This is a genomic window from Oceanobacillus rekensis (assembly GCF_002153375.1).
GTDB classification, from domain to species: domain Bacteria; phylum Bacillota; class Bacilli; order Bacillales; family Amphibacillaceae; genus Oceanobacillus; species Oceanobacillus rekensis.
This window is the reverse complement of the sequence record NZ_MTBQ01000002.1, coordinates 699,559-720,749: the sequence shown is the minus strand read 5'-3', so window position 1 is coordinate 720,749 and position 21,191 is coordinate 699,559. Positions and strand designations below refer to the sequence as shown.

The 21,191-nt window shown below is 35.6% G+C and carries 25 protein-coding genes, 1 rRNA gene, 1 riboswitch and 1 other annotated feature; of the genes, 6 read left to right on the top strand and 20 right to left on the bottom strand.

Annotated elements, in window-relative coordinates; translation table 11 throughout:
- Both BV906_RS07380 and BV906_RS07375 read right to left on the bottom strand, forming a co-directional pair.
- Window positions 1-88: ribosomal RNA gene (locus BV906_RS07380) — 16S ribosomal RNA — on the bottom strand; the annotation flags it as partial.
- Window positions 89-587: 499 nt separating this feature from the next.
- Window positions 588-893, bottom strand: coding sequence for a rhodanese-like domain-containing protein (locus tag BV906_RS07375; protein WP_087972778.1), 306 nt, complete (start codon window positions 891-893; stop codon window positions 588-590).
- A gap of 139 nt (window positions 894-1,032) precedes the next feature.
- On the opposite strand from BV906_RS07375, the gene BV906_RS07370 reads away from it, so the two are divergent.
- A complete protein-coding gene (locus tag BV906_RS07370; RefSeq protein WP_087972777.1) occupies window positions 1,033-1,770 on the top strand; it encodes a hypothetical protein in 738 nt (245 codons plus the stop codon).
- An 88-nt stretch (window positions 1,771-1,858) separates the two neighbouring features.
- On the opposite strand, the gene leuS is transcribed toward BV906_RS07370, so the two are convergent.
- On the bottom strand, window positions 1,859-4,273 hold the full coding sequence (leuS, locus tag BV906_RS07365) for a leucine--tRNA ligase (protein WP_087972776.1): 2,415 nt from the start codon (window positions 4,271-4,273) through the stop codon (window positions 1,859-1,861).
- A gap of 100 nt (window positions 4,274-4,373) precedes the next feature.
- Window positions 4,374-4,591: a binding site (T-box leader), on the bottom strand.
- A 197-nt stretch (window positions 4,592-4,788) separates the two neighbouring features.
- Between leuS and mnmM the strand changes: the two genes are divergently transcribed.
- Window positions 4,789-5,346, top strand: coding sequence for a tRNA 5-(aminomethyl)-2-thiouridylate-methyltransferase MnmM (gene mnmM, locus BV906_RS07360; protein WP_087972775.1), 558 nt, complete (start codon window positions 4,789-4,791; stop codon window positions 5,344-5,346).
- 69 nt (window positions 5,347-5,415) lie between these two features.
- Here mnmM and BV906_RS19420 read toward each other — a convergent pair whose 3' ends face one another.
- The 3 genes from BV906_RS19420 to BV906_RS07345 all read right to left on the bottom strand — a co-directional run bounded on the left by BV906_RS19420 (window position 5,416) and on the right by BV906_RS07345 (window position 8,067).
- The gene (locus tag BV906_RS19420) at window positions 5,416-5,562 is read right to left on the bottom strand and encodes a hypothetical protein (protein WP_176330287.1); all 147 of its coding nucleotides are present in this window, start codon (window positions 5,560-5,562) and stop codon (window positions 5,416-5,418) included.
- A 434-nt stretch (window positions 5,563-5,996) separates the two neighbouring features.
- Window positions 5,997-6,749 carry an AAA family ATPase gene (locus tag BV906_RS07355; protein WP_087972774.1) on the bottom strand — a complete coding sequence of 251 codons (753 nt, stop codon included), beginning with the start codon at window positions 6,747-6,749 and terminating at the stop codon, window positions 5,997-5,999.
- Between the two features lie 565 nt (window positions 6,750-7,314).
- Window positions 7,315-8,067 carry a CPBP family intramembrane glutamic endopeptidase gene (locus BV906_RS07345; RefSeq protein ID WP_087972772.1) on the bottom strand — a complete coding sequence of 251 codons (753 nt, stop codon included), beginning with the start codon at window positions 8,065-8,067 and terminating at the stop codon, window positions 7,315-7,317.
- A gap of 336 nt (window positions 8,068-8,403) precedes the next feature.
- Between BV906_RS07345 and BV906_RS07340 the strand changes: the two genes are divergently transcribed.
- On the top strand, window positions 8,404-8,736 hold the full coding sequence (locus BV906_RS07340; RefSeq protein WP_087972822.1) for a PadR family transcriptional regulator: 333 nt from the start codon (window positions 8,404-8,406) through the stop codon (window positions 8,734-8,736).
- Complete coding sequence (locus tag BV906_RS07335) at window positions 8,733-9,491, top strand: HAAS domain-containing protein (protein ID WP_087972771.1); 759 nt, start codon at window positions 8,733-8,735, stop codon at window positions 9,489-9,491. Before BV906_RS07340 ends, BV906_RS07335 begins: the two co-directional genes overlap by 4 nt.
- Window positions 9,492-9,540: 49 nt before the next feature.
- On the opposite strand, the gene BV906_RS07330 is transcribed toward BV906_RS07335, so the two are convergent.
- Window positions 9,541-9,948, bottom strand: coding sequence for a DUF1801 domain-containing protein (locus BV906_RS07330; RefSeq protein ID WP_087972770.1), 408 nt, complete (start codon window positions 9,946-9,948; stop codon window positions 9,541-9,543).
- Between the two features lie 14 nt (window positions 9,949-9,962).
- Window positions 9,963-10,964, bottom strand: coding sequence for a tetraprenyl-beta-curcumene synthase family protein (locus BV906_RS07325; RefSeq protein ID WP_245843979.1), 1,002 nt, complete (start codon window positions 10,962-10,964; stop codon window positions 9,963-9,965).
- A 176-nt stretch (window positions 10,965-11,140) separates the two neighbouring features.
- Here BV906_RS07325 and BV906_RS07320 point away from each other — a divergent pair, with 176 nt between their 5' ends.
- Window positions 11,141-11,662: a gamma carbonic anhydrase gene (locus BV906_RS07320; RefSeq protein ID WP_087972768.1), complete on the top strand. Its 522-nt coding sequence runs from the start codon at window positions 11,141-11,143 to the stop codon at window positions 11,660-11,662.
- 263 nt (window positions 11,663-11,925) lie between these two features.
- Here BV906_RS07320 and BV906_RS19805 read toward each other — a convergent pair whose 3' ends face one another.
- From BV906_RS19805 to BV906_RS07265, 11 genes are all read right to left on the bottom strand, one after another.
- Window positions 11,926-12,057 carry a YuzL family protein gene (locus BV906_RS19805; RefSeq protein WP_245843977.1) on the bottom strand — a complete coding sequence of 44 codons (132 nt, stop codon included), beginning with the start codon at window positions 12,055-12,057 and terminating at the stop codon, window positions 11,926-11,928.
- A 442-nt stretch (window positions 12,058-12,499) separates the two neighbouring features.
- A complete protein-coding gene (locus tag BV906_RS07310; protein WP_176330285.1) occupies window positions 12,500-12,940 on the bottom strand; it encodes a DUF4181 domain-containing protein in 441 nt (146 codons plus the stop codon).
- Window positions 12,941-13,074: 134 nt separating this feature from the next.
- Entirely contained in the window at window positions 13,075-14,271 is a 1,197-nt protein-coding gene (gene metK / locus BV906_RS07305; protein WP_087972766.1) for a methionine adenosyltransferase, read from the bottom strand.
- Between the two features lie 249 nt (window positions 14,272-14,520).
- Window positions 14,521-14,627: riboswitch (SAM riboswitch) on the bottom strand.
- A 257-nt stretch (window positions 14,628-14,884) separates the two neighbouring features.
- Window positions 14,885-15,487, bottom strand: a complete 603-nt coding sequence (locus BV906_RS07300; protein ID WP_087972765.1) for a DUF4352 domain-containing protein — start codon at window positions 15,485-15,487, stop codon at window positions 14,885-14,887.
- 103 nt (window positions 15,488-15,590) lie between these two features.
- Window positions 15,591-16,262, bottom strand: a complete 672-nt coding sequence (locus tag BV906_RS07295; protein ID WP_087972764.1) for a hypothetical protein — start codon at window positions 16,260-16,262, stop codon at window positions 15,591-15,593.
- Entirely contained in the window at window positions 16,249-16,455 is a 207-nt protein-coding gene (locus BV906_RS07290; RefSeq protein WP_087972763.1) for a hypothetical protein, read from the bottom strand. Before BV906_RS07290 ends, BV906_RS07295 begins: the two co-directional genes overlap by 14 nt.
- 67 nt (window positions 16,456-16,522) lie before the next feature.
- The gene (locus BV906_RS07285) at window positions 16,523-17,161 is read right to left on the bottom strand and encodes a hypothetical protein (RefSeq protein ID WP_087972762.1); all 639 of its coding nucleotides are present in this window, start codon (window positions 17,159-17,161) and stop codon (window positions 16,523-16,525) included.
- The gene (locus BV906_RS07280) at window positions 17,161-17,400 is read right to left on the bottom strand and encodes a hypothetical protein (protein WP_087972761.1); all 240 of its coding nucleotides are present in this window, start codon (window positions 17,398-17,400) and stop codon (window positions 17,161-17,163) included. The genes BV906_RS07285 and BV906_RS07280 overlap by 1 nt, the downstream gene beginning before the upstream one ends.
- Window positions 17,401-17,444: 44 nt before the next feature.
- On the bottom strand, window positions 17,445-17,900 hold the full coding sequence (locus tag BV906_RS07275) for a hypothetical protein (protein ID WP_087972760.1): 456 nt from the start codon (window positions 17,898-17,900) through the stop codon (window positions 17,445-17,447).
- Window positions 17,901-17,914: 14 nt separating this feature from the next.
- Window positions 17,915-18,319 (bottom strand): hypothetical protein, encoded by a 405-nt coding sequence (locus BV906_RS07270; RefSeq protein ID WP_087972759.1) that lies wholly within the window; start codon window positions 18,317-18,319, stop codon window positions 17,915-17,917.
- Between the two features lie 4 nt (window positions 18,320-18,323).
- On the bottom strand, window positions 18,324-18,545 hold the full coding sequence (locus tag BV906_RS07265) for a helix-turn-helix domain-containing protein (protein WP_087972758.1): 222 nt from the start codon (window positions 18,543-18,545) through the stop codon (window positions 18,324-18,326).
- A 1,379-nt stretch (window positions 18,546-19,924) separates the two neighbouring features.
- Here BV906_RS07265 and BV906_RS07260 point away from each other — a divergent pair.
- Window positions 19,925-20,491 (top strand): recombinase family protein, encoded by a 567-nt coding sequence (locus BV906_RS07260; protein ID WP_087972757.1) that lies wholly within the window; start codon window positions 19,925-19,927, stop codon window positions 20,489-20,491.
- Window positions 20,492-20,952: 461 nt separating this feature from the next.
- Here the strand turns inward: BV906_RS07260 and BV906_RS07255 are convergent, their stop codons facing one another.
- A complete protein-coding gene (locus tag BV906_RS07255; RefSeq protein WP_087972756.1) occupies window positions 20,953-21,141 on the bottom strand; it encodes a hypothetical protein in 189 nt (62 codons plus the stop codon).
- Between the last annotated feature and the right edge of the window lie 50 nt (window positions 21,142-21,191).

The following is a 21,191-nucleotide window of genomic DNA, read 5'->3' as shown; positions in this document are numbered from 1 at the left end:
AGGGATCTGGTTGCTTCCCGCGCTCGACTTGCATGTATTAGGCACGCCGCCAGCGTTCGTCCTGAGCCAAGATCAAACTCTCCATAAAAGTGTTTGAATAGAATCAACATCAGTCAATTCCATTTGTATTCTTAGCTTGTTGCATACTCAATAAGTAAAAACTTAATGAGTTGTTTGAAAAGAAAAACATGTTTTCTTCCCTTGACATACTGGTTGTTTTGTTCAGTTTTCAAAGAGCAAATTTGTATGACGCTTAAAAACAGCGACCAAATTATTGTAACACATTCAACGAGCGCTTGTCAACATTATTTTTATTGTGAAATATAAGTTGTCTTCGTTTCTTGTGTGGATAATTATTATAGCATTTCTTAGCAAATCTTGTCAACACTATTTTTGAAATCTGTCGAAAAAGATTAGTTGCAATTTAAAGTCGGCATAAACCGCGCTTAAACAGCAAAATTAATACTACACTAATCCAGGTCTAAAATCAACCTAAGATTGATGGAAATTATCCCCATTAAAGAGCTAACCTCTATCTTCTACATAAAAAAGGAAGCAGGAGAACCGTCCCTTGCTTCCTTTCTTGTTTAGATGGTTACTTCGCCTTTCCAATTAAGCATGCCGCCTTGCATATTTATAACTTTGAAACCTTGTTCATCTAGATATTGTGATGCTTTCATACTTCTACCACCTGAGCGACATACTAGGATATAATCTTTGCTTTTATCTAATTCGGGAGCAGCTTCTGGAATATCGCCTAGTCGAATATGTTTAGCCTTCTCGATCATCCCTTGTGCTACTTCCTCATCTTCTCTTACATCAATAACAACAATATTATCTTTATTCATCATTTCCTCTACTTCTAATGGTGTTACTTCTTTAATATCTGCCATAACAATCACCCTTCTATATTCCTCTATATTTTATACACTCTTAATTTTACGGATATTATGTATAGGATGCAAATACAACGCGCAATCTAACTTTGTGAAAACTATTTTTATACCTATTAAAGGAACGGAGGATTCTGCAATGAAATTACTGTTTCTTCTATTATTAATGGTGCCGTCTGTTACATTTGCCGCTGAGACAGATCCACAAGAGCCAATCTTAATTGAAACCTATAAGGAAGATGTTACTGGGGATGGAGATAATGAGACTATCGATCTTAAAGGTATACTATTTTCCCCTGATACACAGTATTACAAGGACATTTGGATAACAGTCACTACCACGTCAGGTGCTGATTGGAAAATCAATTATGGTGGTGGTTATGAACCTGTATTGCAATTTATTGATTTAACTCATGATGGGATAAAAGATATCTTTTATCAAAGTCCTACCGGTGGAAGCGGTGGCTTATACACGAGCAACCTTCATACATTTGCAAATAGCGAAATGCAGGAAATTGCTTTGCCTGACCAACAATATGTAAATGGTAATTTTGAAGAAAACTTTAATGTAACAATCAAAATTGCACCAAACGGTAAACCAATTGTAGTGGATGTAAAAGACAGGGCAGAAGATTATATACGGCTCGGTATTTATGATAAGAATGGTAAGCTGCTGAAGCCTACTGATCTAATGATTGATCCGATAGCTTTTTTCGAACCAAACCTAATCAGTGATAGTAAAGGCTATGGTTTAAAAAGTTTTAAGCAAATAAGTGGAGCATATCATGCAGATGGTCTTGGTACGATAGAAACCCTTTGGTATTACGAAAATGGTAACTGGGTTATTTTAAAAACAGAGTGGGTACCGGCTGGATAGAAAAAAATAGAGGCTCAGCCACTATCTGTTACTAGAAAGGAAAAAAAGATCTCTCCTATTAAATAAGAAGAGATCTTTTTTCATGTTATCAATTTGCTACGAAGTTAACTAATTTTCCTGGAACGACAATTACTTTACGAATTGTTTTTCCTTCTAGCCACTTCTGCATGCCTTCATCAGCCAATGCAGCCTTCTCCAGTTCCTCTTTGGAAATATCAACAGGCACAGTTATCTTCGAACGAACCTTGCCCATCACCTGCAGGACAACTTCGACCTCATCTTCGGTCAATTTAGTTTCATCAAATTCTGGCCATTTGGAATAGCTGATTGTTTCCGTGTTTCCAAGTTTTCCCCAAATCTCTTCAGCAATATGCGGTGCAACTGGTGAAAGCAGCTTTACGATACCTTCCACATATGTCTTTGGAATACTTTCTGCCTTATAACCCTCATTAATGAAGACCATCATTTGGGAAATACCCGTATTAAAATGAAGGTGCTCAAAATCGTCTGTTACTTTTTTCACTGTTTCATGATATACCTTATCAAGATCGGCATTATCCCCGTCTACAATTTTATCAGCTAGTTTCCCATCATCATTAATGAATAATCTCCAAACACGATCAAGGAATCTTCGTGCACCATCAAGACCATTTGTTGACCATGCAACAGATGCATCAAGTGGCCCCATGAACATTTCATATAGACGTAATGTATCAGCACCGTGAGAAACAACGATATCATCAGGATTTACGACATTCCCTTTGGATTTACTCATTTTTTCGTTACCTTCTCCAAGAATCATACCTTGGTTGTATAACTTCTGGAATGGTTCCTTTGTGGATACTACTCCGATATCATATAAGAATTTATGCCAGAAACGAGCATATAGCAAATGCAGTACGGCATGTTCTGCGCCACCAATATAAATATCAATCGGTAACCATTCTTTTAATGCTTCTGGATCTGCCAGCTGTTCGCTATTGTCTGGGTCGATATAACGAAGGAAGTACCAGCAGCTTCCTGCCCATTGTGGCATTGTATTTGTTTCACGACGTCCTTTCATCCCTGTTTTCGGATCAACGACATTGACCCATTCACTATTATTGGCAAGCGGGGATTCTCCTGTACCGGACGGCTTAATTTCAGACATAACTGGAAGTTCCAGTGGCAGCTCCTCTTCAGAAATCGCTGACATTGAACCATCTTCCCAATGAATGATTGGAATTGGTTCCCCCCAATAACGCTGTCTTGCAAATAACCAGTCACGCAGGCGATACGTAATTTTCTTTTCGCCCTTATTTTCTGCAACGAGCCAGTCAATCATTTTGGAAATTGCTTCGTCTTTTTCTAGTCCATTCAGAAAATCAGAGTTTACATGTTTGCCATCACCTGTATATGCTTCTTTTGTTACATCGCCACCGGCAACAACCTCAACGATTGGCAGATCAAACTTTGTCGCAAATTCATAGTCACGTTCATCATGGGCAGGAACCGCCATAATTGCACCTGTTCCATAGCTCATCAAGACATAATCCGCAACCCAAATCGGCATTTTCTCATTATTTACTGGGTTAATTGCATATGCTCCTGTAAATACACCGGTTTTATCTTTGGCAAGATCTGTTCGTTCCAAGTCGGATTTTGTTTGCACAGCATTCAAATAAGTCTTAACAGCCTGCTTTTGTTCAGCAGTTGTAATTTCATCAACAAATGGATGCTCTGGAGCGAGCACTGCATATGTTGCACCAAAAAGTGTGTCTGGACGTGTTGTGAAAACTGTAAAATCTTTATCATGATTTTCAATATCAAATGTTACTTCAGCACCTTCTGAACGTCCAATCCAGTTACGCTGCATTTCCTTCAAGCTTTCTGGCCAATCAAGATCATCCAGGTCTTCCAATAGCCGATCTGCATATGCTGTAATTTTCAGCATCCATTGTTTCATTGGTTTACGAACAACCGGATGTCCACCACGTTCACTTTTTCCATCAATAACTTCTTCATTTGCCAGAACGGTTCCAAGCGCAGGACACCAGTTAACTGCAACTTCATCGATATATGCAAGTCCTTTTTCATATAGCTTGATGAAGATCCATTGTGTCCATTTATAGTAATTCGGATCCGTCGTATTTACTTCACGATCCCAATCATAGGAAAAACCAAGTTCTTGAATTTGACGTTTAAACGTTGCGATATTTTTTGCCGTGAATTCTGCGGGACTGTTTCCTGTATCAATGGCATATTGTTCTGCGGGAAGTCCAAATGCATCCCAGCCCATTGGATGCATGACTTCATATCCTTGCATTCGTTTCATTCGAGCTAGAATATCTGTTGCGGTATAGCCTTCCGGATGCCCAACATGCAGTCCAACCCCTGATGGATATGGAAACATATCAAGCGCATAGAATTTTTCTTTTTCGGAATAGGTCTCCGTTTTAAACGTTTTATTTTCCAACCAATGCTTCTGCCACTTTTTCTCAATTTGCTGATGGTTAAAACTCATTTTATTTACCTTCCTTCCACTGCTCAACACTCTACTTTTAAGATGAGATTATGTATTCGTTTGGGCTTTTAAAACGATAAAAAAAGCCACTCATCCCTAAAGAAGGGACGAGAAGCTGTATCTCCCGCGGTACCACCCAAATTAACGCAAATTCGCGTTCGCTTGTTATCCTTAACGCGGATAAATCGACATAAGCTACTTGTTTCACTTCTGCAACATTAAAGGTGAGTTCATAAAATTCCTCAGAGCAGTTTCCACCAAACACTGCTTCTCTATGCCTGAGAAAAGTTTACTACTAATCCTTATCAGAGTCGTTGAATTATTTACCCGAATTATAATGAAAACACGCCACAATGTCAAGACGACATCGATTACGATCATTTAATGTTATCATTTTTTGAAGAACTTACAAACCTTTTCAGCAATATTCCAAATTTATATTCTTTTTATGCAAAAGCCCCTCCGTGTTAAAATAAAATGAAATAAAAATCTATAATAAAGGAAAATGCTCATCCATGTTAAAAGGAATCCTGAATTATGCACATTATTTACTAGAAGAAACGGTCGAAAAAGGTGAAGTGGTAATAGACGCAACTTGTGGAAATGGGAATGATACCCTCTTTTTAAGCAAGCTTGTCGCTGAACATGGATATGTTTATGCTTTTGATATTCAGGAACAGGCAATTGCAAACACAAAAGAAGCATTAACTTTCCATGAGCGGACAAATGTTTCGCTCATCCACGATAGCCATGAAAATATTGCTGACTATATAAAAAACACTGAAATCGCTGGTGCCATTTTTAATCTCGGGTACCTACCAAAAAGTGATAAAACCGTCATTACTGAAGGAGCCTCCACAGTGGCTGCTGTAGATACTATTTTATCCCTATTAAAAAAAGGGGGTCTTGTTGTTCTTGTCGTATACCATGGGCATGAAGGTGGCAAAGATGAAAAGAAATCTTTGTTGAAATACTTGTTTCAATTGGACCAGAAAAAATACAATGTATTGCGCTATGGCTTTATTAATCAGAAAAACGACCCACCATTTATTTTAGCGATAGAGAAAAAGTAGCTTATTCCAAAAATAGGAGCTGGTTTCTCAGTTGAGAAGCGTGCTCCTTTTACGGCTATCATCCATTATTTAATTCCAAAATTTTATTAGTGCAGCTAATCCTCTAAAAATCAGTCGAAACGGAATAATAATGAGTTCTGGTATAAATAACAAGATATCCACGAACCAGTCCCAAACACTGCCTTTCTTTTTTTTATCTTGCCCTTGGGAATTCATTACTTTCGCTCCTTTTCTAAATCTTTCAGACGCATCTCCAACTTTTTAATTTGCGTTTTTGTATTAACAGCGAAAACAAATGCCAGTACCCCAAATACGAATGCTATTGTTTCCATCCACCGTCACTCCCCTTGTGTCTTTATTCTATACGAATAGAATGGCCATAAAGTTTCAGATGTTTTCTTTGATTAAGACTCTTTTTGTAAATTTTTATTTCTCGCAATTGAGGTAAACTGCGAGTTAACTACTAGCTGATATCCAAATCATGTGCTTTTCCCGCCGTCCGGGGATTGCTGCGGGCGGGTCGCCGAAGTCTCAACACCATATTTATACTAATCAACCAACAGATATTCGAACTTTATAGATTTTGTAGCATAGACAACAATTTTTCGGTAGGATGAGTAACCGCACTTCCAAATTTCTAATGTACACCCTCAATTAAACAAATGATGAAATAGTCGTTCCTTATCTTCGAAAAATTGTTTCATTACCGCATAATGATCTGTATCTTCTAATGGTGTCTCAGTCATTCCCTCCTCTGTTAATTGTAAAATTTTCGCATCGGGATATGCCATCATTATCGGGGAATGTGTAGCAATAATAAATTGTGATTCTTTGTTTACCAATTCATGAATTCTCGACAACATGGATAATTGTCTTAACGGGGATAATGCTGCCTCGGGTTCATCGAGAATATATAAGCCCCTACCTTGAAAGCGATTCATAAAGGCCGTAAAAAATGACTCGCCATGTGATTGTTGGTGCAATGATTTCCCACCAAATGAATCAATAATAAATCCCCCACCTGGGCTTGAATCCATTTCCTCTATATTACTCGCCAAATTATAAAAAGTTTCAGCCCTGATAAAGAAGTTATCAGTCGGCAAGTAAGCCCCTTTTACGAGTCGCAAATACTTATCTAGGATAGAATGTGAATCAAAACTGGAGAAGTTAAAATTCTTTGTGCCACCTTCTGGATTAAAGCCTAATTCAATTGCAATTCCTTCCAACAGAGTAGATTTCCCCATCCCATTCTCACCAACGATATAGGTTACATTTGGATGAAACACTAACTTCTCCATCATTTTTACGGCTGAAAGATTAAACGGAAAGTGATCACATGAATCAATCATCTCTGATTTTAAATAAACACGCTTCAAATACTGATCATCCTTATTCAATTTCATAACGATTACGCCGTCCTTTGTTCTTAATTAATACACCATAGTACTTATGGTGCAAATCCATAAAACGTCAAGATAAATATTATATATGCTGCATATCCAACAACAATCAAACTCACAAGCATCACAACGAACATCACTAATTGTATAGCCATTGCTTGAAATCTCGAAAAGATCAATTTGTACAATTTAAATATCCCTAATATAATCAACGGAATTAGAAACAAATAACCAAAAACACTTACCCAACTCATTAATTTTTGAAAACCACCATCCAACGGTGCGTATGACAACTGATACGTTGAAGATATGTTTATAAGTCCAACTGCAAATGTAATCGATAGTAATATAAAATAACTGTAAACTATAATTCTAAGTATCTTATGTTCTCCCTTAAGCAGGGAATGTAAGAAATAAAAAAATAAGATAAGAATGAGTATTTTAATCAAAAATCCCCCTCACGCAATCAAGACAAGGTTCACCGGTTGTCTGTCATATCACCATTGCATTCCTTATTCTTGATTTCCCTTCCAATTATTCATTCAAGATTCCAAAATCCCTAAATAATCTAGTAAATTCCCATTACAAGAAACGGAATCGGAAAAATACTAAAACTAATATTTACAAGAAAATGACAGATAATTAGTGGGAATAGTCGTTGTTGTTTATGAAAATTAATTCCGCTGCCAATTCCCCACACAAAAAATGCAGCCGCATAGATAAATGCTCCCTCAAAGGTTGCAGCAAGCATCGTATGTTGTAAAGCAAAGCCGATGGAAGGAATTAGAATACCAATCCACATCTTGTTATAATGCTTCATAAATATTGGTTGCGCATAACCACGATACATCAATTCCTCGATCGGTGCATTGAAAATAGGAAACAGTAGCGAGATAATTGATGCAAAATACATCAGCCACCATGGACGCTCATAAAGAACAGCTCCCTCTCCCGCAAAAACGGCTTCAAATTGTTGGAACATATCTGCCCCATAAATTACAAACATGACACCCATGACGGTTAGTACGAATGGAATAAAAAGTGTAAATAGCCATAGAAACCCAAATAAAATATCCTTCCTCAAACGTTCCCGCTTATATCCGGTCAATTCCTTAATGGAACGTCCCTCATTTTTCACTATTCTATGCAAGAGAAAGAAACATAAAATATTTACTACAGTAAAATACAATGTCGACATTTCCGGTAAAAATGGAAACTGAAACTCTAGACCTGAGAAACTAAATATCAAAAACATCATGAATAAGGAAACAACTAACATAGGAAAGCGAATAAAGGAAACAATCCATGCCTGTTTTAACACCTTATCACCATCCTTAAAACGCAATTAATTCTTAAAAAAACTCATCTTAACATTTTATAAAATCCAGTAGCCTCGACTTCAAAGCCTCTCCGTTCATAAAAGCGATGGGAATCACTTCTTTCATTACGATTCTCACTCTATTTCAGCTTTTCTACTTATTATATATATTTCTATATAACCAGCTCTAAACCCTTTATAAGATTTTATTTTATCTTGCATTACAAGGTAAACAATTATATACTATTTTTATATCTTGCAATACAAGATATGTTCAACACATTTAAATACCTTGTATTACAAGGTTAAAGGAGTCGATATTGCTTGTCAACAACACAGATGATGAAGGGGATTCTTGATGGTTGCCTGTTAGCAATTATTAAAAATAAAGAAGTTTATGGTTATGAGCTCGCTGAAAAACTTGGAGAATACGGCTTTCTAAATTTCAGTGAAGGAACGATTTACCCCCTATTACTAAGGATGCAAAAAGAACAATTCGTTACTTCGACTTTGAGAAAGTCTACTGCAGGACCAAAACGGAAATATTATTCACTAACAGAAAAAGGTGAGGAAGAATTGGAGAGGTTTACAGAAAGATGGTATCACTTGCAGCGTAATGTAAATAATGTGCTTAATCATGAAACAAGTAATCAAAAGGAGTTGGGAGAATGATTAAGCAGGAAGCAGTACTATCCAAGGAGAGTAGAAAGTTTCTCGACGATTTGCATGTGTATCTTTTTTCAAGCGGGAAAAATGAAAAAGAAACAAATGAAATTATTGAAGAACTGAAAGATCACCTAATAGAGGCGGAGAAAAATGGGAAATCCATTGAACATATTATCGGGATTTCACCTAAATCCTATATGGAGCAGCTTTCCAAAGAAATGTCTGTCGACTATAAATCGTGGTTTAAATATATACCTTTGATGATTTTGGGTGTATTTTCCATTATCATTATCGGGGATGTGTTTGATGGACCATTATCCTATTCGTTGCTTGAGATACTTGGTTCTATTGGGATTAGTTCTCTATTTTTAGCCGGAATATCCTTTACTTTCCGGTATATTTCTGCAAATCAATTATCAACTGTAAACGAATTAATCATTTTTGCACTGGTTGGGGGAATGCCAATTGGTCTATTTATAGGACTAATTTTTCTGGATAGAGCTGTTTCAACGCCAACTATTAGCTTTGGAATCACAGGTACCATTATTATTGCTGTCGTTACAACAATTTTCCTTATCGCATTTTCCTATTGGGCAAAGACATGGATATTACTGGTCATTCCAGCATTCTTTAGTCTACCTGATTTCCTATTAGGATATACAACGATGGTGGAATCAACCCGCTTAATTATTGGAACATTGATTACTTATGGAGGCATCGCTGTTTATATTTTATTATCAAACCGTAAAAGAAAAACATAAGTAATAATGGGATTACCTGTCATCTTTCTCAGGTAACCCCATTTTTTATTTACTTGGATAGAAATTCAACGGAGCGATTAATCAATGCTTTTAGAACATCTATATCTATGTCGGCAACATTGTTAATATACACACAAGCTTTCCCTGTTGTATGCTTTCCGAAATCCTTGAGTAGATCTGCACGTCTGTCATCACCAGTTGCAAAATACAGGCTATGTTTTGCTTTACGCGGCGAAAATCCTACTAATGGTGCATCACCTTCATGGCCGGATTCATACTTATAATGGTACGAACCAAATCCGATAATGCTTGGTCCCCACATTTTTGCCTTGAAGCCAGTTGTTTCGGTGAAAATATCGAGAAGCCTATAAGCATCTTCCCGCTTTTTCGGACTATCAACATTTTCAATAAACTCAATTACACTGTTGTCATTTTCCTTTGTTTTCAGCTCATACATATTTTATATCCTCCTTAAGAACTTTCCATTTTATTATAAAATTTTATTGTGAAGTTTATAAATTTCGAAGCATTTCCGCTGGCTTTAAGTAACGCTTTACACATCTCATCTGACCCACTTATTCGCTTCACTTTTTCATCAGCTAAATAAAGGCCAACCAAACCTTGAACAATCATTTCATGAAATTTCCGGTCTGGAAGTTGTTTGATGTGTTTGTTCGACTGCTTGATAAAATAGATAAGCCGCTCCTTCAGATGATTCTCATTCTTATAGTAATTACAGAAATTCAGGTCTCCCTCTTCCATGTCTTCCTGCTGATCAATATAATAATCGAGCATGATATGTAATCCCTGTATATACGGAAAATAGCCGTTATATATATCAACAGAAATTTTATTGTTTATTTTTCCGCCGAGCAGATAGGAAACGAGACAATAAATTCCTAATGTTGAGCCTGATACTGCTGCAAATTCAAACCATGAAAGCCCAGGTTCTTTTTCTTTATTCTCCTCGTACCAGTTCGTTAAACGAGGAATCCGTTCCCCCTCTTCCACATGCTTATGTACTTGTAAATCAGCATACAAACCTTCAAGGCTCCATATTTGTTCACTAATATTGGAATAACCATTAAGTTCCTTTAGGATTTGCTGACAGGTTACGACGAGTTCCCCAAGATATCCGCCATCATCCTGATCCTCCCGAAGTTGGTAATAATTCCTGAGATCATTTCCCGGTGTCAACGCATCTTTCATTGCCTGATGCAAGAGCCTGAAATCAAATGGATTAAGTGAGGTACTTCGATCACATAAGTTATCAAGATAGTCACTTATTGTCTGATAGGCGACAATAAATCGAACCGCTACCCTTTCCTTATCACCGGCAAGTAATGCATATACACCCCCACCCTGACAGTGGAATTTTTTGGAATCGATACTCGCAATTGCCTGTGACCGTAATTCCTCATTTGGAATCTGCTCCGCCCGATTTTTCCAATAATTAAGCTCCTTATCCACCATCGGAAAAACCTTCTGAAAGCTGGACCGCAGAAGTAATATAGTATTGCCTGGTACCCGACTCACATCGCTTCCTCCATTCCAATACATTAATCCGTAATTAATCTTTACTATTTGCTATACTAATTATAGCATCATTATAAACAGCAAACACAACTTAAAATTAGGGGGATAAAAATATGATTGACCATTATAAAAATAGTTATCCAAAAATTCATGATACTGCCTTTATCGCAAAAGACGCCGTTATTAATGGAGATGTTGAAATAGGAGAGGAATCTAGTATCTGGTTTAAAACTGTCATTCGAGGTGACGTAGCACCTACACGTATTGGAAAAAGAGTAAGTATACAGGATTTATCCATGCTGCATCAAAGTCCAAACAACCCACTTATCATAGAAGATGATGTCACCGTTGGACACCAGGTTACCCTCCACTCTGCCGTTATCCGCAAAAATGCGCTTGTTGGAATGGGCTCTATCATATTAGACGGAGCTGAAGTCGGAGAAGGCGCATTCATCGGTGCTGGAAGTCTTGTCCCACCAGGTAAAAAGATTCCACCTAATACAATGGCTATGGGGAGCCCAGCCAAGGTGGTACGTGAACTGACAGAAGCTGATTATGCCGAAATGGAAAGGGTAAGGAAATCGTATGTGGAGAAAGGGAAGTATTATAAAGAGCACACGGATATGGGACTTTAAGTATTTAATTTTAAAACTATCATTCTTGTAGCCTTACGTATCAAAATCTAATGGCCGTACTTACGAAAAAGCACCACTGTAACGTAACGAGGTCAGTATTAGAAAAACGTGCTATTAACAATGGAAACAATATAGTACTTATGCAGTAAGAAAATATCTATACTTTCTTACTGCTAAAAAAGAGATTAGCTGCAACGCTAATCCCTTTCACTATTATAAAATATCCGGAAGCGTACAGTTTCTGTTAAATTACTTAAAGCATATTAATAACGCTTTTGCTTTTTTCTTGAAGAATCAGCCTTTCTGCTTCCTGTTTCTCTTCTTGTCGTCCCTTGCCCTTCTACTTCAGGAGAACTCAAACCATCTGTTACTGGATTAACTTTTCTTTTTTTCACTCTAATCACCTCCAATATTATTGTTCCAAAAAATAATTTAGATATGCTATTTCGAATGACTGTTTTCTCATAGATTGTTGTCATCTGCATAGTCGAGATAAACTACGAACTAACTACCATGTATTTAAGATTCTATCTACAAAATTAAAAGTGAAGTAACTGTTGGCTCAATTCCAAATACGTGTGCTTTGCAGCCGTCCGGGATCGCTGCGGTCGCCGAAGTTTCTACATACCGATAGAAATCAATCATTTTATAAAATATTTAACTAAGATAAGTAACAATTCCTTACAGTAAGACAAGTAACCCAGTCCTAAAGTTTAATCAAAGATATTTTCGAATAAAGCCCTTATTAAGTTAATTACAGAAAAGCCGATCGTTTTGGTAATCGACTTGTAGTATTCTAGCACCTTTAGTTAATAGTGATTTCCTTTAAGGAAAGTGTTAAAAATGAAATATACCGAAGAACCCGGATCTGATTAAGACAATGACAAGAGCAATGATGAATATCAACTGAAAAAGTGTAAATAAATAATTATTCTTTCCTTTTAAATATTTCCATTCCATGTAAAACCGAATTATTTCTTGAATTGCCAAAAAAACCATACCGATGACAAACAAATATAAGGTCGTTTCCATGCCTAGATTTGGGGAATTAAAAATGAAGTAAAACACAGCCATCATATAAACGATAACAGAAATTACTCGTATACCTATATCATACTTTTTATGTTTATCATTTACATACTGATTAGAGAACCATTTCGGACGTTCAACATTCAATAATTTTCTTATGCTGCAATTGAAAATGAAAATGATTAGTGAAAGAACCACTATTATAAAAACGATATCCAAAATCAATGAACTGTCACTTCCATCATACAAATAGATCCCCCTTTTTCCTATTTATAATTTCACCCTACCAAATCGTATTCTGATAAGAAACAATTATTTAAACCTTTTAAACAAAAAAAGCTGCACAACCCATAAAGAGCTGTACAGCAATAATCGTTATATCATTATTTCGTCATTGCAATCAATTCATCAACTTTATCTGTCTTCTCCCACGGGAACAGAATGTCTGTTCTACCAAAATGTCCATAGGCTGCAGTGTCTTTAAAAATTGGTTTACGTAGGTCAAGCATGCGGATAATTCCTGCCGGGCGCAGGTCGAATAATTTACGTACAGCATCGACCAGAACTTTCTCGCTCACTTTCCCTGTGCCAAATGTATTAATCGCAATGGAAACGGGCTCAGCTACACCAATTGCATATGCCAATTGAACTTCACATGACTTTGCAAGTTTAGCAGCAACAATATTTTTAGCAACATACCTTGCTGCATATGCAGCGGAACGGTCTACCTTAGTAGCGTCTTTCCCACTAAATGCTCCCCCACCATGACGAGCATATCCACCATAAGTATCAACAATGATTTTACGTCCAGTTAGACCAACATCACCCTGTGGACCGCCAATTACAAAGCGACCAGTTGGGTTAATCAAGTATTTTGTAGATTCATCTAGCAAGTCAGCAGGAACAACTGGACGAATGACATGTTCAATCATATCTTTTTCAATTTGTTCGGTTGTAGTATTCTCATGATGCTGTGTGGAAATAACAATTGTATCAATGCGAACCGGCTGATCATTTTCATCATACTCTACGGTTACCTGTGTTTTTCCATCTGGACGTAAATAATCCAAAACCTTTTCTTTACGGACATCTGCTAAGCGTTTGGAAAGTTTATGTGCTAGTGAAATAGGCAACGGCATATATTCCTCTGTTTCATCACAGGCATAACCAAACATTAACCCTTGGTCTCCTGCACCGATTGCATCAATTTCTTCTTCACTCATTTTCCCTTGACGTGCTTCAAGTGCTGTATCAACTCCACCCGCGATATCAGCAGATTGCTCATCGATTGCCGTAAGTACGGCACATGTTTCATAATCAAAACCATATTTTGCACGCGTATAACCTATTCCTTTAACTGTTTCACGAACGATTGCAGGAATATCTACATATGTACTGGTGGAAATTTCACCTGCTACTAATACGATTCCTGTTGTAACGGTAGTTTCACATGCCACCCTTGCAAATGGATCCTTCTTTAAAATTTCATCCAGAATGGCATCAGATATTTGGTCTGACATTTTATCCGGATGTCCCTCTGTTACGGATTCTGATGTAAATAGACGACGATTTGTAGCCATATGGCTAAACTCTCCTTTATAATGTGTTACGGAACTCAATTATCAATTTTTAATACTATATTATTCAAAGTACCTTCAGGAAGGTAAAACAATTATCAAGTGACCAGTGGTCTGCTGCCTTTAGAACTTTTGAAAAAAAATAAAAAGTTACCAAATTGGATCTTGAGGATCGAGGCAGCGCTATCCTTAAAAAAACAAAAAAGCCTTTCCCACAATGCATGAGGAAAGGGTCTACAACCTGGCCTTTCGCTCTTATTGTTCAAGGAATGATCCTTGCCTCAGGTTAGCACCTTTTCACCGAAGTGATGGTTGCTGGGTTTCACAGGGTCTGTCCCTCCACCGACTCTGAATAAGAGAGTATCCGTTCAAATTTTAGATTAACGAAACAAAGCCAAACTGTCAACTGTTTAATACACAGGGCTGAACCGTTAAAATAATATTCTCACGAACACTTAAGACTACTTCATATATGTAATTGTAATTTAAATTATAAAATAGTGTACTTGTTACATAAAACAGTATACAATTTTTATAATAATTTAACAAGCAGTAGTTTAATTTTCTAAAAAGAAAGACACTTCCAATTGAAAGTGCCTGCAGTGAGTATAATATATTATTTACCTAAATCAATATTGGCATATTCTCCACCTGACCAGCCAAATCCACTTGATACTTGAAGTGTGTAACCAGTTTCTTCAGCAGGAAGTTCAAATACAACTTTACCAGTACTACTCATCTTAGGATTGATTTCCGTTAAGAAAAATCCAATATCATCATTTACATACATATCAGCTTCAGTGTTAGAAGAAAACTCAGTTTCATCAGTACCGATTAAACGGAACATCTCGGAATCTACAAATCTAGCTTCTTTGTCATTGTTTGCAATAGTTAAATCTACTACTACAAATTTACCTTCAGTAGTTAAGGAATCCATGTATTCCATTTCAAGTTCAGTAACTTCTTCTACTCCGTTAACAGTATAAGTGAAATCTTCAACTGCTACTTCTTCTCCAACACTGAACTCTTTTTCTGTTTCTTCTGTTTCCCCTTGTTTTTCAGCTTCACCTGAGGTAGTAGTTTCCTTTGAATCCGCTTCTGCTTCCGTAGTAGCGGTTTCTTCGTCTCCGCCACCTGTAACAGCTATAACAACAATGATTGCAATTAACCAAACCCACCATTTTTTATAAAATGGTTTTTTCACCTTTTCTCTAGCCATTATATCTTTCCTCCTATTTTTTGTAATATTTTAGAAATAATTACTGTAATAATCGTAACATTTTTTCCAAATATTACAAGACTTTTTTCCTAAGACTAAGACTTTAGTGAGTTTTTAAATGGTTTATTATCACATCATCTTTTAGAGAAAGTGCTTCAATATTTAAAGGTGCTTTTTCTGTCTTTAATCCAAGCGTATCAGTCATTTTACTTTTGAATTGATTATTATTATTCAATACTTTTTCAGCTTCAACTACATCTGAATACAAGGCTTGAATCTCTGAAAGTGTACTTAAATATTGTTGTTTCAATTCCTGAAGGTGTGAAGCTTTATTTATGATGCTATCAGCAATATCAGTTGTAAATTCTTCTGCCAATGCTTCCATTTCACCAGTATGTGCCTGAATATCTTCAGCTTTATATCCGGCTACTTCCTGAATCAATGCACCAGCATCTTGTAATTCAGATTCTTTTTCCTGTAATAGCTTCTTTTCTTCAGCAAGTTCAGCATCTGATACGGCTTTATTACGATACTTTCTAAATACTTCTTCAAACTGCTGGTACTGCTTATTGTACAGAACCAGCTTACTATTATATGTATCCTGTAAGCCTTGTAAATTCGTATCATAGGTATAATTAAGGTGTTGTATGCCTTCCCTTAACTGTTTGATGCGGTTAGTTACCTTTGTATCTTCTTTTATTTCTGTTGTAGTAGTACTTGGATTAACCGGATTCCCCCCGAATATACTTTTGAGCCAATTATTAAGCTTTTTCATCTACAACAACCCCTTTTATATAGTCAATAAATGCTTGTTTCTCTTTTTCGTTACGGAAGTATCTTAGAATACTAGTTTCCCTGTTTTCATCTTGAATAATAATATGCAATTTAGTATGTTCCTTTTCAGATACATCTTTACCTGATACAGTTCTGCCCTTCCTGTTAGCCTTGCTATTACTTGCTTTTGCCATCAATTGCTTCCCCCTTCAGTTTTGGATATAAAAAAAGCCGGTGCAATTAAGCACCAGCCATTGAAAATTAATAAATAGATTTTCCTATATTTTTATTTCTTGCCTGATAAACCCGACTTAATTCTGTTGTACCAAAATTAAGTTTATCGCCATATGCTAATGCATACCCAGTAATATATGGACTATAGTAGTCTGAATAGTTTCTTTTATCTCTACCAGCATCTACCATAATATCTTTAATTTTACTGCCTAAAAGATAGGTTTCATATTCTTCCTTAGATATATCTGCAACCTGTTGTAAAAACTGTTCCTTTGCTTCTTCAAGTTGCTTTTTAGTATCAGCAGATTGTTTTTCTTTTTCTACATTAAATTGCTGTTGAATCTTAGCATATTCAGAAAGAACTTTTCTCAATTCATATTGTAACAGTTCATCAATATCATTAATTTTTTTCTGAAGTGTGGCAAGTTCTTGTCGTTTTTTATCAGCTTCAGCCCTAATATCTTCATAAGCCGTAACATTTATTTCATCCATAATATACAGGGAATAAATATCCTTTTCTTGTTTTTCTAAATCCTGAATAGTTTGTTGCAATTCTTCAGCATCAGAGATAGCTTTTTCTTTTGAATCTGCAAATCGTTTTCTAACTACATCAGCCTTTTCAATTATCTTTTCTACCTTATTATATACTGCTGGATTATCTGCCATTATTGTTGACCCCCTTCAAGTTTGTTTAATCGTTCTGTAAGTTGCATAATTGCATCAGCTTGTTGAGTTAACAAGGTTTCTTTTTCTTCACCTGTAAGCTTTCTATGTTCATTAAAATCAATATCCAATACATTTTCATTCTTAGATTCAGCTTGAACCTTTGTTTCTTGTCTTTGTTCTGCAAAACCTTGTCTAATATTGTTTACGGCTTCCTGTCTTTGTTGAAATTTTGATTGCATAATATACATTCCCCTTTATTGTTTTTTTGATTATTATTATTCAACTACTTCTTTTTTAATCTGTTTAACAACATAGTTTTCTTTTCTTCTACCGATTTATTATTGGAAGTAGATTCACCAGCTTTATTAATTCCGAGTGCATCCATTGCCTTTATCTTTTCATACTGCACAACATAATCGAAATGTTCAAGGAACTGTTGAATCTCCTTTTCAGTTGGGCTATCACTGTTGACACGGTTTATGATGTGTTGTTTTGCTACCTGATATGCCCTCACTTCATCATTAGATATTAACTCCCCTTTTAAGGCTTTCACATAGTTTTGAAAGTCAATATTTTCTTTCCTTAGTTTAGCCAAAGTTGCCGTAGAAAGATTATGATTCTTACAGAACTCACTTTGTGGAAGTCTTGCATTCAGTTCATTGTTAACCCATTCTTTAGCAATTGTTATCTGTCTATCATTAAGTTGTTCCGGTGGCTTAACTTCATTATTCATAACCATTTATTACACCCTTCCTATATTGTGAAATACTCTCTCTTAAATTCTGCCCTACGTAACGGTTTGAAAAGACTAATCTTATCTTCCACCTCAGTAATGTAAAGATTCGATTCAATCAATCCTGTTATTAAAGAATTACATCTTGTTATAGATGCATTTTTATTCTTATTTAGTTCTGCCTGAAGTTCTTTTAAATCACCAAGTAAACGGTTCTTATTTTTGGTAGCTAAATATTTATGAGTTTGAATATGTTCCTTCTCACTTGTAAAATTGACAAAGTACTTGATGCCTTTATCCTGAATTTCCTGATACATTTCAGCGACAAGAATAGATAATAGATTTAATTCATGCTTATGCCCTTCAGTATTCATAGACTTTTGAATTGCCTTCAATGTTTTCAACCCTTCAGTTAAATGTTGCATCTTGTCACCCCTTCTTTTTTAATTCTGATAATAAGTAAATAGATTCTTGTCCAATATTTTTAGTTGCCAGTAAATCTATGACTTTTTTCTTTGTTGCATCTGATATGAATAAATTACCGGCTTCCATATGTGCAATAGCAGATTGAGTAACACCAAGATGTTCCCCCAATTGTTTTTGTGTAAATCCTGTAACGTATCTAACATCTTTCATTAATGAACCATTCATTTCCAGCCACCTCCCATAACTAATAATTTATTAGTAATTCCATATAAAAAAAGAGTGCCGGATAATTCCAGCAACCCTTTTCGATTCACACTAATTTAATTAAATTATTGAATCCTAAATCTTCTAATTCATTCAGAATTGTTTAACCTTACTTCAGAAAAGCAACCAATCGGCACATGATTGTTTGATTGTTAAAGAAAACCATTCGTATCAGCCTTAAAACTAAAACTACACCATATTAATTTTGATTTTAGTAGAAGCCTGTATGACTTCCCTATCTATTAGTGCGTGATTCCTGTAAGAAGTAAGACATTCCAGCGTAATTAATATATAATTAGATAAATGATAGGTTTTGTGTACATTACTGTATACATAATTACTGCCAAAGAAATAGATATAACATCTGTAAAGGAAGCTACTGAAAAGGATAAGGAAAAAGAAGTTAATAAAAGTTGGTGGGGAAAATAAGTTAGTTAAAAATTGCCGGGAAATTATTTTTATAAAGTTGAATAATATTATTCAGTGGATTATGGAAGTACCCCCTGTAAGTTTCTGCAAATATTCAGGGGAATCAGGTGGGGAAATATATTGACTGAAAATGGTGGTTGTGAAAATGATTGGATAACGGAACAGAACATGCATGCCCCTCCCCATGGTATGCCCCTTAATCTTTTCAGGGAATCTATGCTTATGATTTTGATTATTCAACTACATGTAACTGAATCAGTAAAGAAGAATCAGTTTAAGTAATCTTTTATTTATTTGTTTGTTTCTTTATTAGAATCAATTGTAATTAGATTAGTTAAGTCATTTATCTTTGTCCTTTAATGTTTAATCTTATCAATGTATAACAGGAAGCACAGTCACACCCCCACACCCATTTAATTTACAATCTAATATACATATAGCTATGCTATAAAGCTTCTGTATTAGCTTCTATTTGCTTCTTTTCAGCATAGGGATATACCGGACTATTCAGCATTGCCGATATAAGGCACAAATAAGGCATGCACAGGCTACTCTAGGGATTGAGGTGTAAAGCCTAATCCCTTTGTTTAAGACACCCACATACCCCCTATTTTAAAGCCACCTCTAGACCCTACTAATTATAAAGGTTAAAACAGGAACACGTAATAAACCACCCTTATATTATCCCTTCAGGTGTATATACTTTCCTTTCCCATATGGAACTTGAAACTTTTTAGGTGTAACATTAACGACCAATAAAGTTACTAGTTGCAGTGTAGATTATGATTGCTGGTTTAATAGGCTTTGCCGTGTAACAAAACTATGTAACATAATTAATGAGTAACACTTGTACGAAACAACCCTTTTTGTTACACTAACTACAGTTACATATTATAGAAAGGTTGGTACATATGAATATTGGTTATATGCGTGTTAGTACAAATGAACAAAACTTAGAAAGACAAGAACAAGCATTAAAAGAAGCTGGATGTGAAAAGATATATTTTGAAAAGATAACTGGTACAAAAAAGGATAGACCACAACTAAATAAAATGCTGGAAGTGTTGCGAAAAGATGATACTGTAATAATTAAGGATTTAACAAGATTATCAAGAAGCACAAAAGATTTAATAGAATTAGTTGAACTGTTTGAAGAAAAAGGTGTAAATCTAAAATCATTAAATGAATCATGGTTAGATACAACTACATCTGAAGGTAAATTAATGTTTACTATCTTCAGTGGCTTATCTCAATTTGAACGTGATTTAATCAGCGAAAGAACTAAGGAAGGTTTAGCGGTTGCTAAAGCTAAAGGAAAACAGATAGGAAGGAAAGCAATAGACAAAGAACAAATAGAATATGCTTTCTTCTTAATGGATAATGATGGCTTTAACATAACTGAAGCATCTAAAAAAGTAGGTATATCACGAATGACTTTACACCGATATATAAAGAAGCGTGAAGAATCAGCCAGTTAAAAAGGTTGGTTCTTTTTTTGAAAGATAATATTCAATAAAACCTAATTGAGAAAGATTTTCAATATAATTCAGTTTCCTTCTATCATACAAGATTCACGTGCAGATACCCCACTTTTCCCACCAGTCCACCAGCACCATACTTCACAATACAGTTCATCACCCTTCTATATTAAGCATAACCATATTCACCAAAAACACCATCACCACTGCATTTTAAAGCATTTCCACATAAACACCCAGCACTATTACATAACGCTTATACAGTCCATTCTGTACACAATTAAGACTACAACGGTTTAATATGCATTTGAAAAGTAAAAGGATTTCACCAGTTACAACAGTATATTTTACATTACCCGAATTCCATCTAGTAAACATAAACTTCCCCCAACTAGTATTGCCCCACCAAGTTTAGGTAATCTTTCATACCCAAATCATCAAACATACGTGTATCAATTCCTTCAAACGGTATCTAACACCAACAAGTATTCATTTCTTGCTGGATAAATCGTTATAGTATCTTGTTGTGTTTTTCTTCTAAAGAACTGTTTATCTTTTTCAACTAATTTCATTTCATTAATAGTCAATGGCTTTCTAAATGGTAATTCAACAGTCTTGTTATTTAACATTGTTTCCCTATCCCTTCCCATTTGCAATTACTTTCTAACCATTATTATCTATAGCCATATTTTATTATTCA

What these genes read in the sequence shown, in the direction of transcription:
- BV906_RS07265 (WP_087972758.1), bottom strand. Translation starts at nt 18,545, where the DNA reads ATGAATGGTTCATTAATGAAAGATGTTAGATACGTTACAGGATTTACA.
- BV906_RS07255 (WP_087972756.1), bottom strand. Translation starts at nt 21,141, where the DNA reads ATGGGAAGGGATAGGGAAACAATGTTAAATAACAAGACTGTTGAATTA.
- BV906_RS07290 (WP_087972763.1), bottom strand. Translation starts at nt 16,455, where the DNA reads ATGGCAAAAGCAAGTAATAGCAAGGCTAACAGGAAGGGCAGAACTGTA.
- leuS (WP_087972776.1), bottom strand. Translation starts at nt 4,273, where the DNA reads ATGAGTTTTAACCATCAGCAAATTGAGAAAAAGTGGCAGAAGCATTGG.
- BV906_RS07285 (WP_087972762.1), bottom strand. Translation starts at nt 17,161, where the DNA reads ATGGCAGATAATCCAGCAGTATATAATAAGGTAGAAAAGATAATTGAA.
- BV906_RS07295 (WP_087972764.1), bottom strand. Translation starts at nt 16,262, where the DNA reads ATGAAAAAGCTTAATAATTGGCTCAAAAGTATATTCGGGGGGAATCCG.
- BV906_RS07340 (WP_087972822.1), top strand. Translation starts at nt 8,404, where the DNA reads ATGATGAAGGGGATTCTTGATGGTTGCCTGTTAGCAATTATTAAAAAT.
- BV906_RS19420 (WP_176330287.1), bottom strand. Translation starts at nt 5,562, where the DNA reads ATGAATTCCCAAGGGCAAGATAAAAAAAAGAAAGGCAGTGTTTGGGAC.
- BV906_RS07270 (WP_087972759.1), bottom strand. Translation starts at nt 18,319, where the DNA reads ATGCAACATTTAACTGAAGGGTTGAAAACATTGAAGGCAATTCAAAAG.
- BV906_RS07330 (WP_087972770.1), bottom strand. Translation starts at nt 9,948, where the DNA reads ATGTATGAGCTGAAAACAAAGGAAAATGACAACAGTGTAATTGAGTTT.
- BV906_RS07335 (WP_087972771.1), top strand. Translation starts at nt 8,733, where the DNA reads ATGATTAAGCAGGAAGCAGTACTATCCAAGGAGAGTAGAAAGTTTCTC.
- BV906_RS07300 (WP_087972765.1), bottom strand. Translation starts at nt 15,487, where the DNA reads ATGGCTAGAGAAAAGGTGAAAAAACCATTTTATAAAAAATGGTGGGTT.
- BV906_RS07325 (WP_245843979.1), bottom strand. Translation starts at nt 10,964, where the DNA reads ATGGTGGATAAGGAGCTTAATTATTGGAAAAATCGGGCGGAGCAGATT.
- metK (WP_087972766.1), bottom strand. Translation starts at nt 14,271, where the DNA reads ATGGCTACAAATCGTCGTCTATTTACATCAGAATCCGTAACAGAGGGA.
- BV906_RS07280 (WP_087972761.1), bottom strand. Translation starts at nt 17,400, where the DNA reads ATGCAATCAAAATTTCAACAAAGACAGGAAGCCGTAAACAATATTAGA.
- BV906_RS07320 (WP_087972768.1), top strand. Translation starts at nt 11,141, where the DNA reads ATGATTGACCATTATAAAAATAGTTATCCAAAAATTCATGATACTGCC.
- BV906_RS07375 (WP_087972778.1), bottom strand. Translation starts at nt 893, where the DNA reads ATGGCAGATATTAAAGAAGTAACACCATTAGAAGTAGAGGAAATGATG.
- BV906_RS07370 (WP_087972777.1), top strand. Translation starts at nt 1,033, where the DNA reads ATGAAATTACTGTTTCTTCTATTATTAATGGTGCCGTCTGTTACATTT.
- mnmM (WP_087972775.1), top strand. Translation starts at nt 4,789, where the DNA reads ATGTTAAAAGGAATCCTGAATTATGCACATTATTTACTAGAAGAAACG.
- BV906_RS07260 (WP_087972757.1), top strand. Translation starts at nt 19,925, where the DNA reads ATGAATATTGGTTATATGCGTGTTAGTACAAATGAACAAAACTTAGAA.
- BV906_RS07275 (WP_087972760.1), bottom strand. Translation starts at nt 17,900, where the DNA reads ATGGTTATGAATAATGAAGTTAAGCCACCGGAACAACTTAATGATAGA.
- BV906_RS07355 (WP_087972774.1), bottom strand. Translation starts at nt 6,749, where the DNA reads ATGAAATTGAATAAGGATGATCAGTATTTGAAGCGTGTTTATTTAAAA.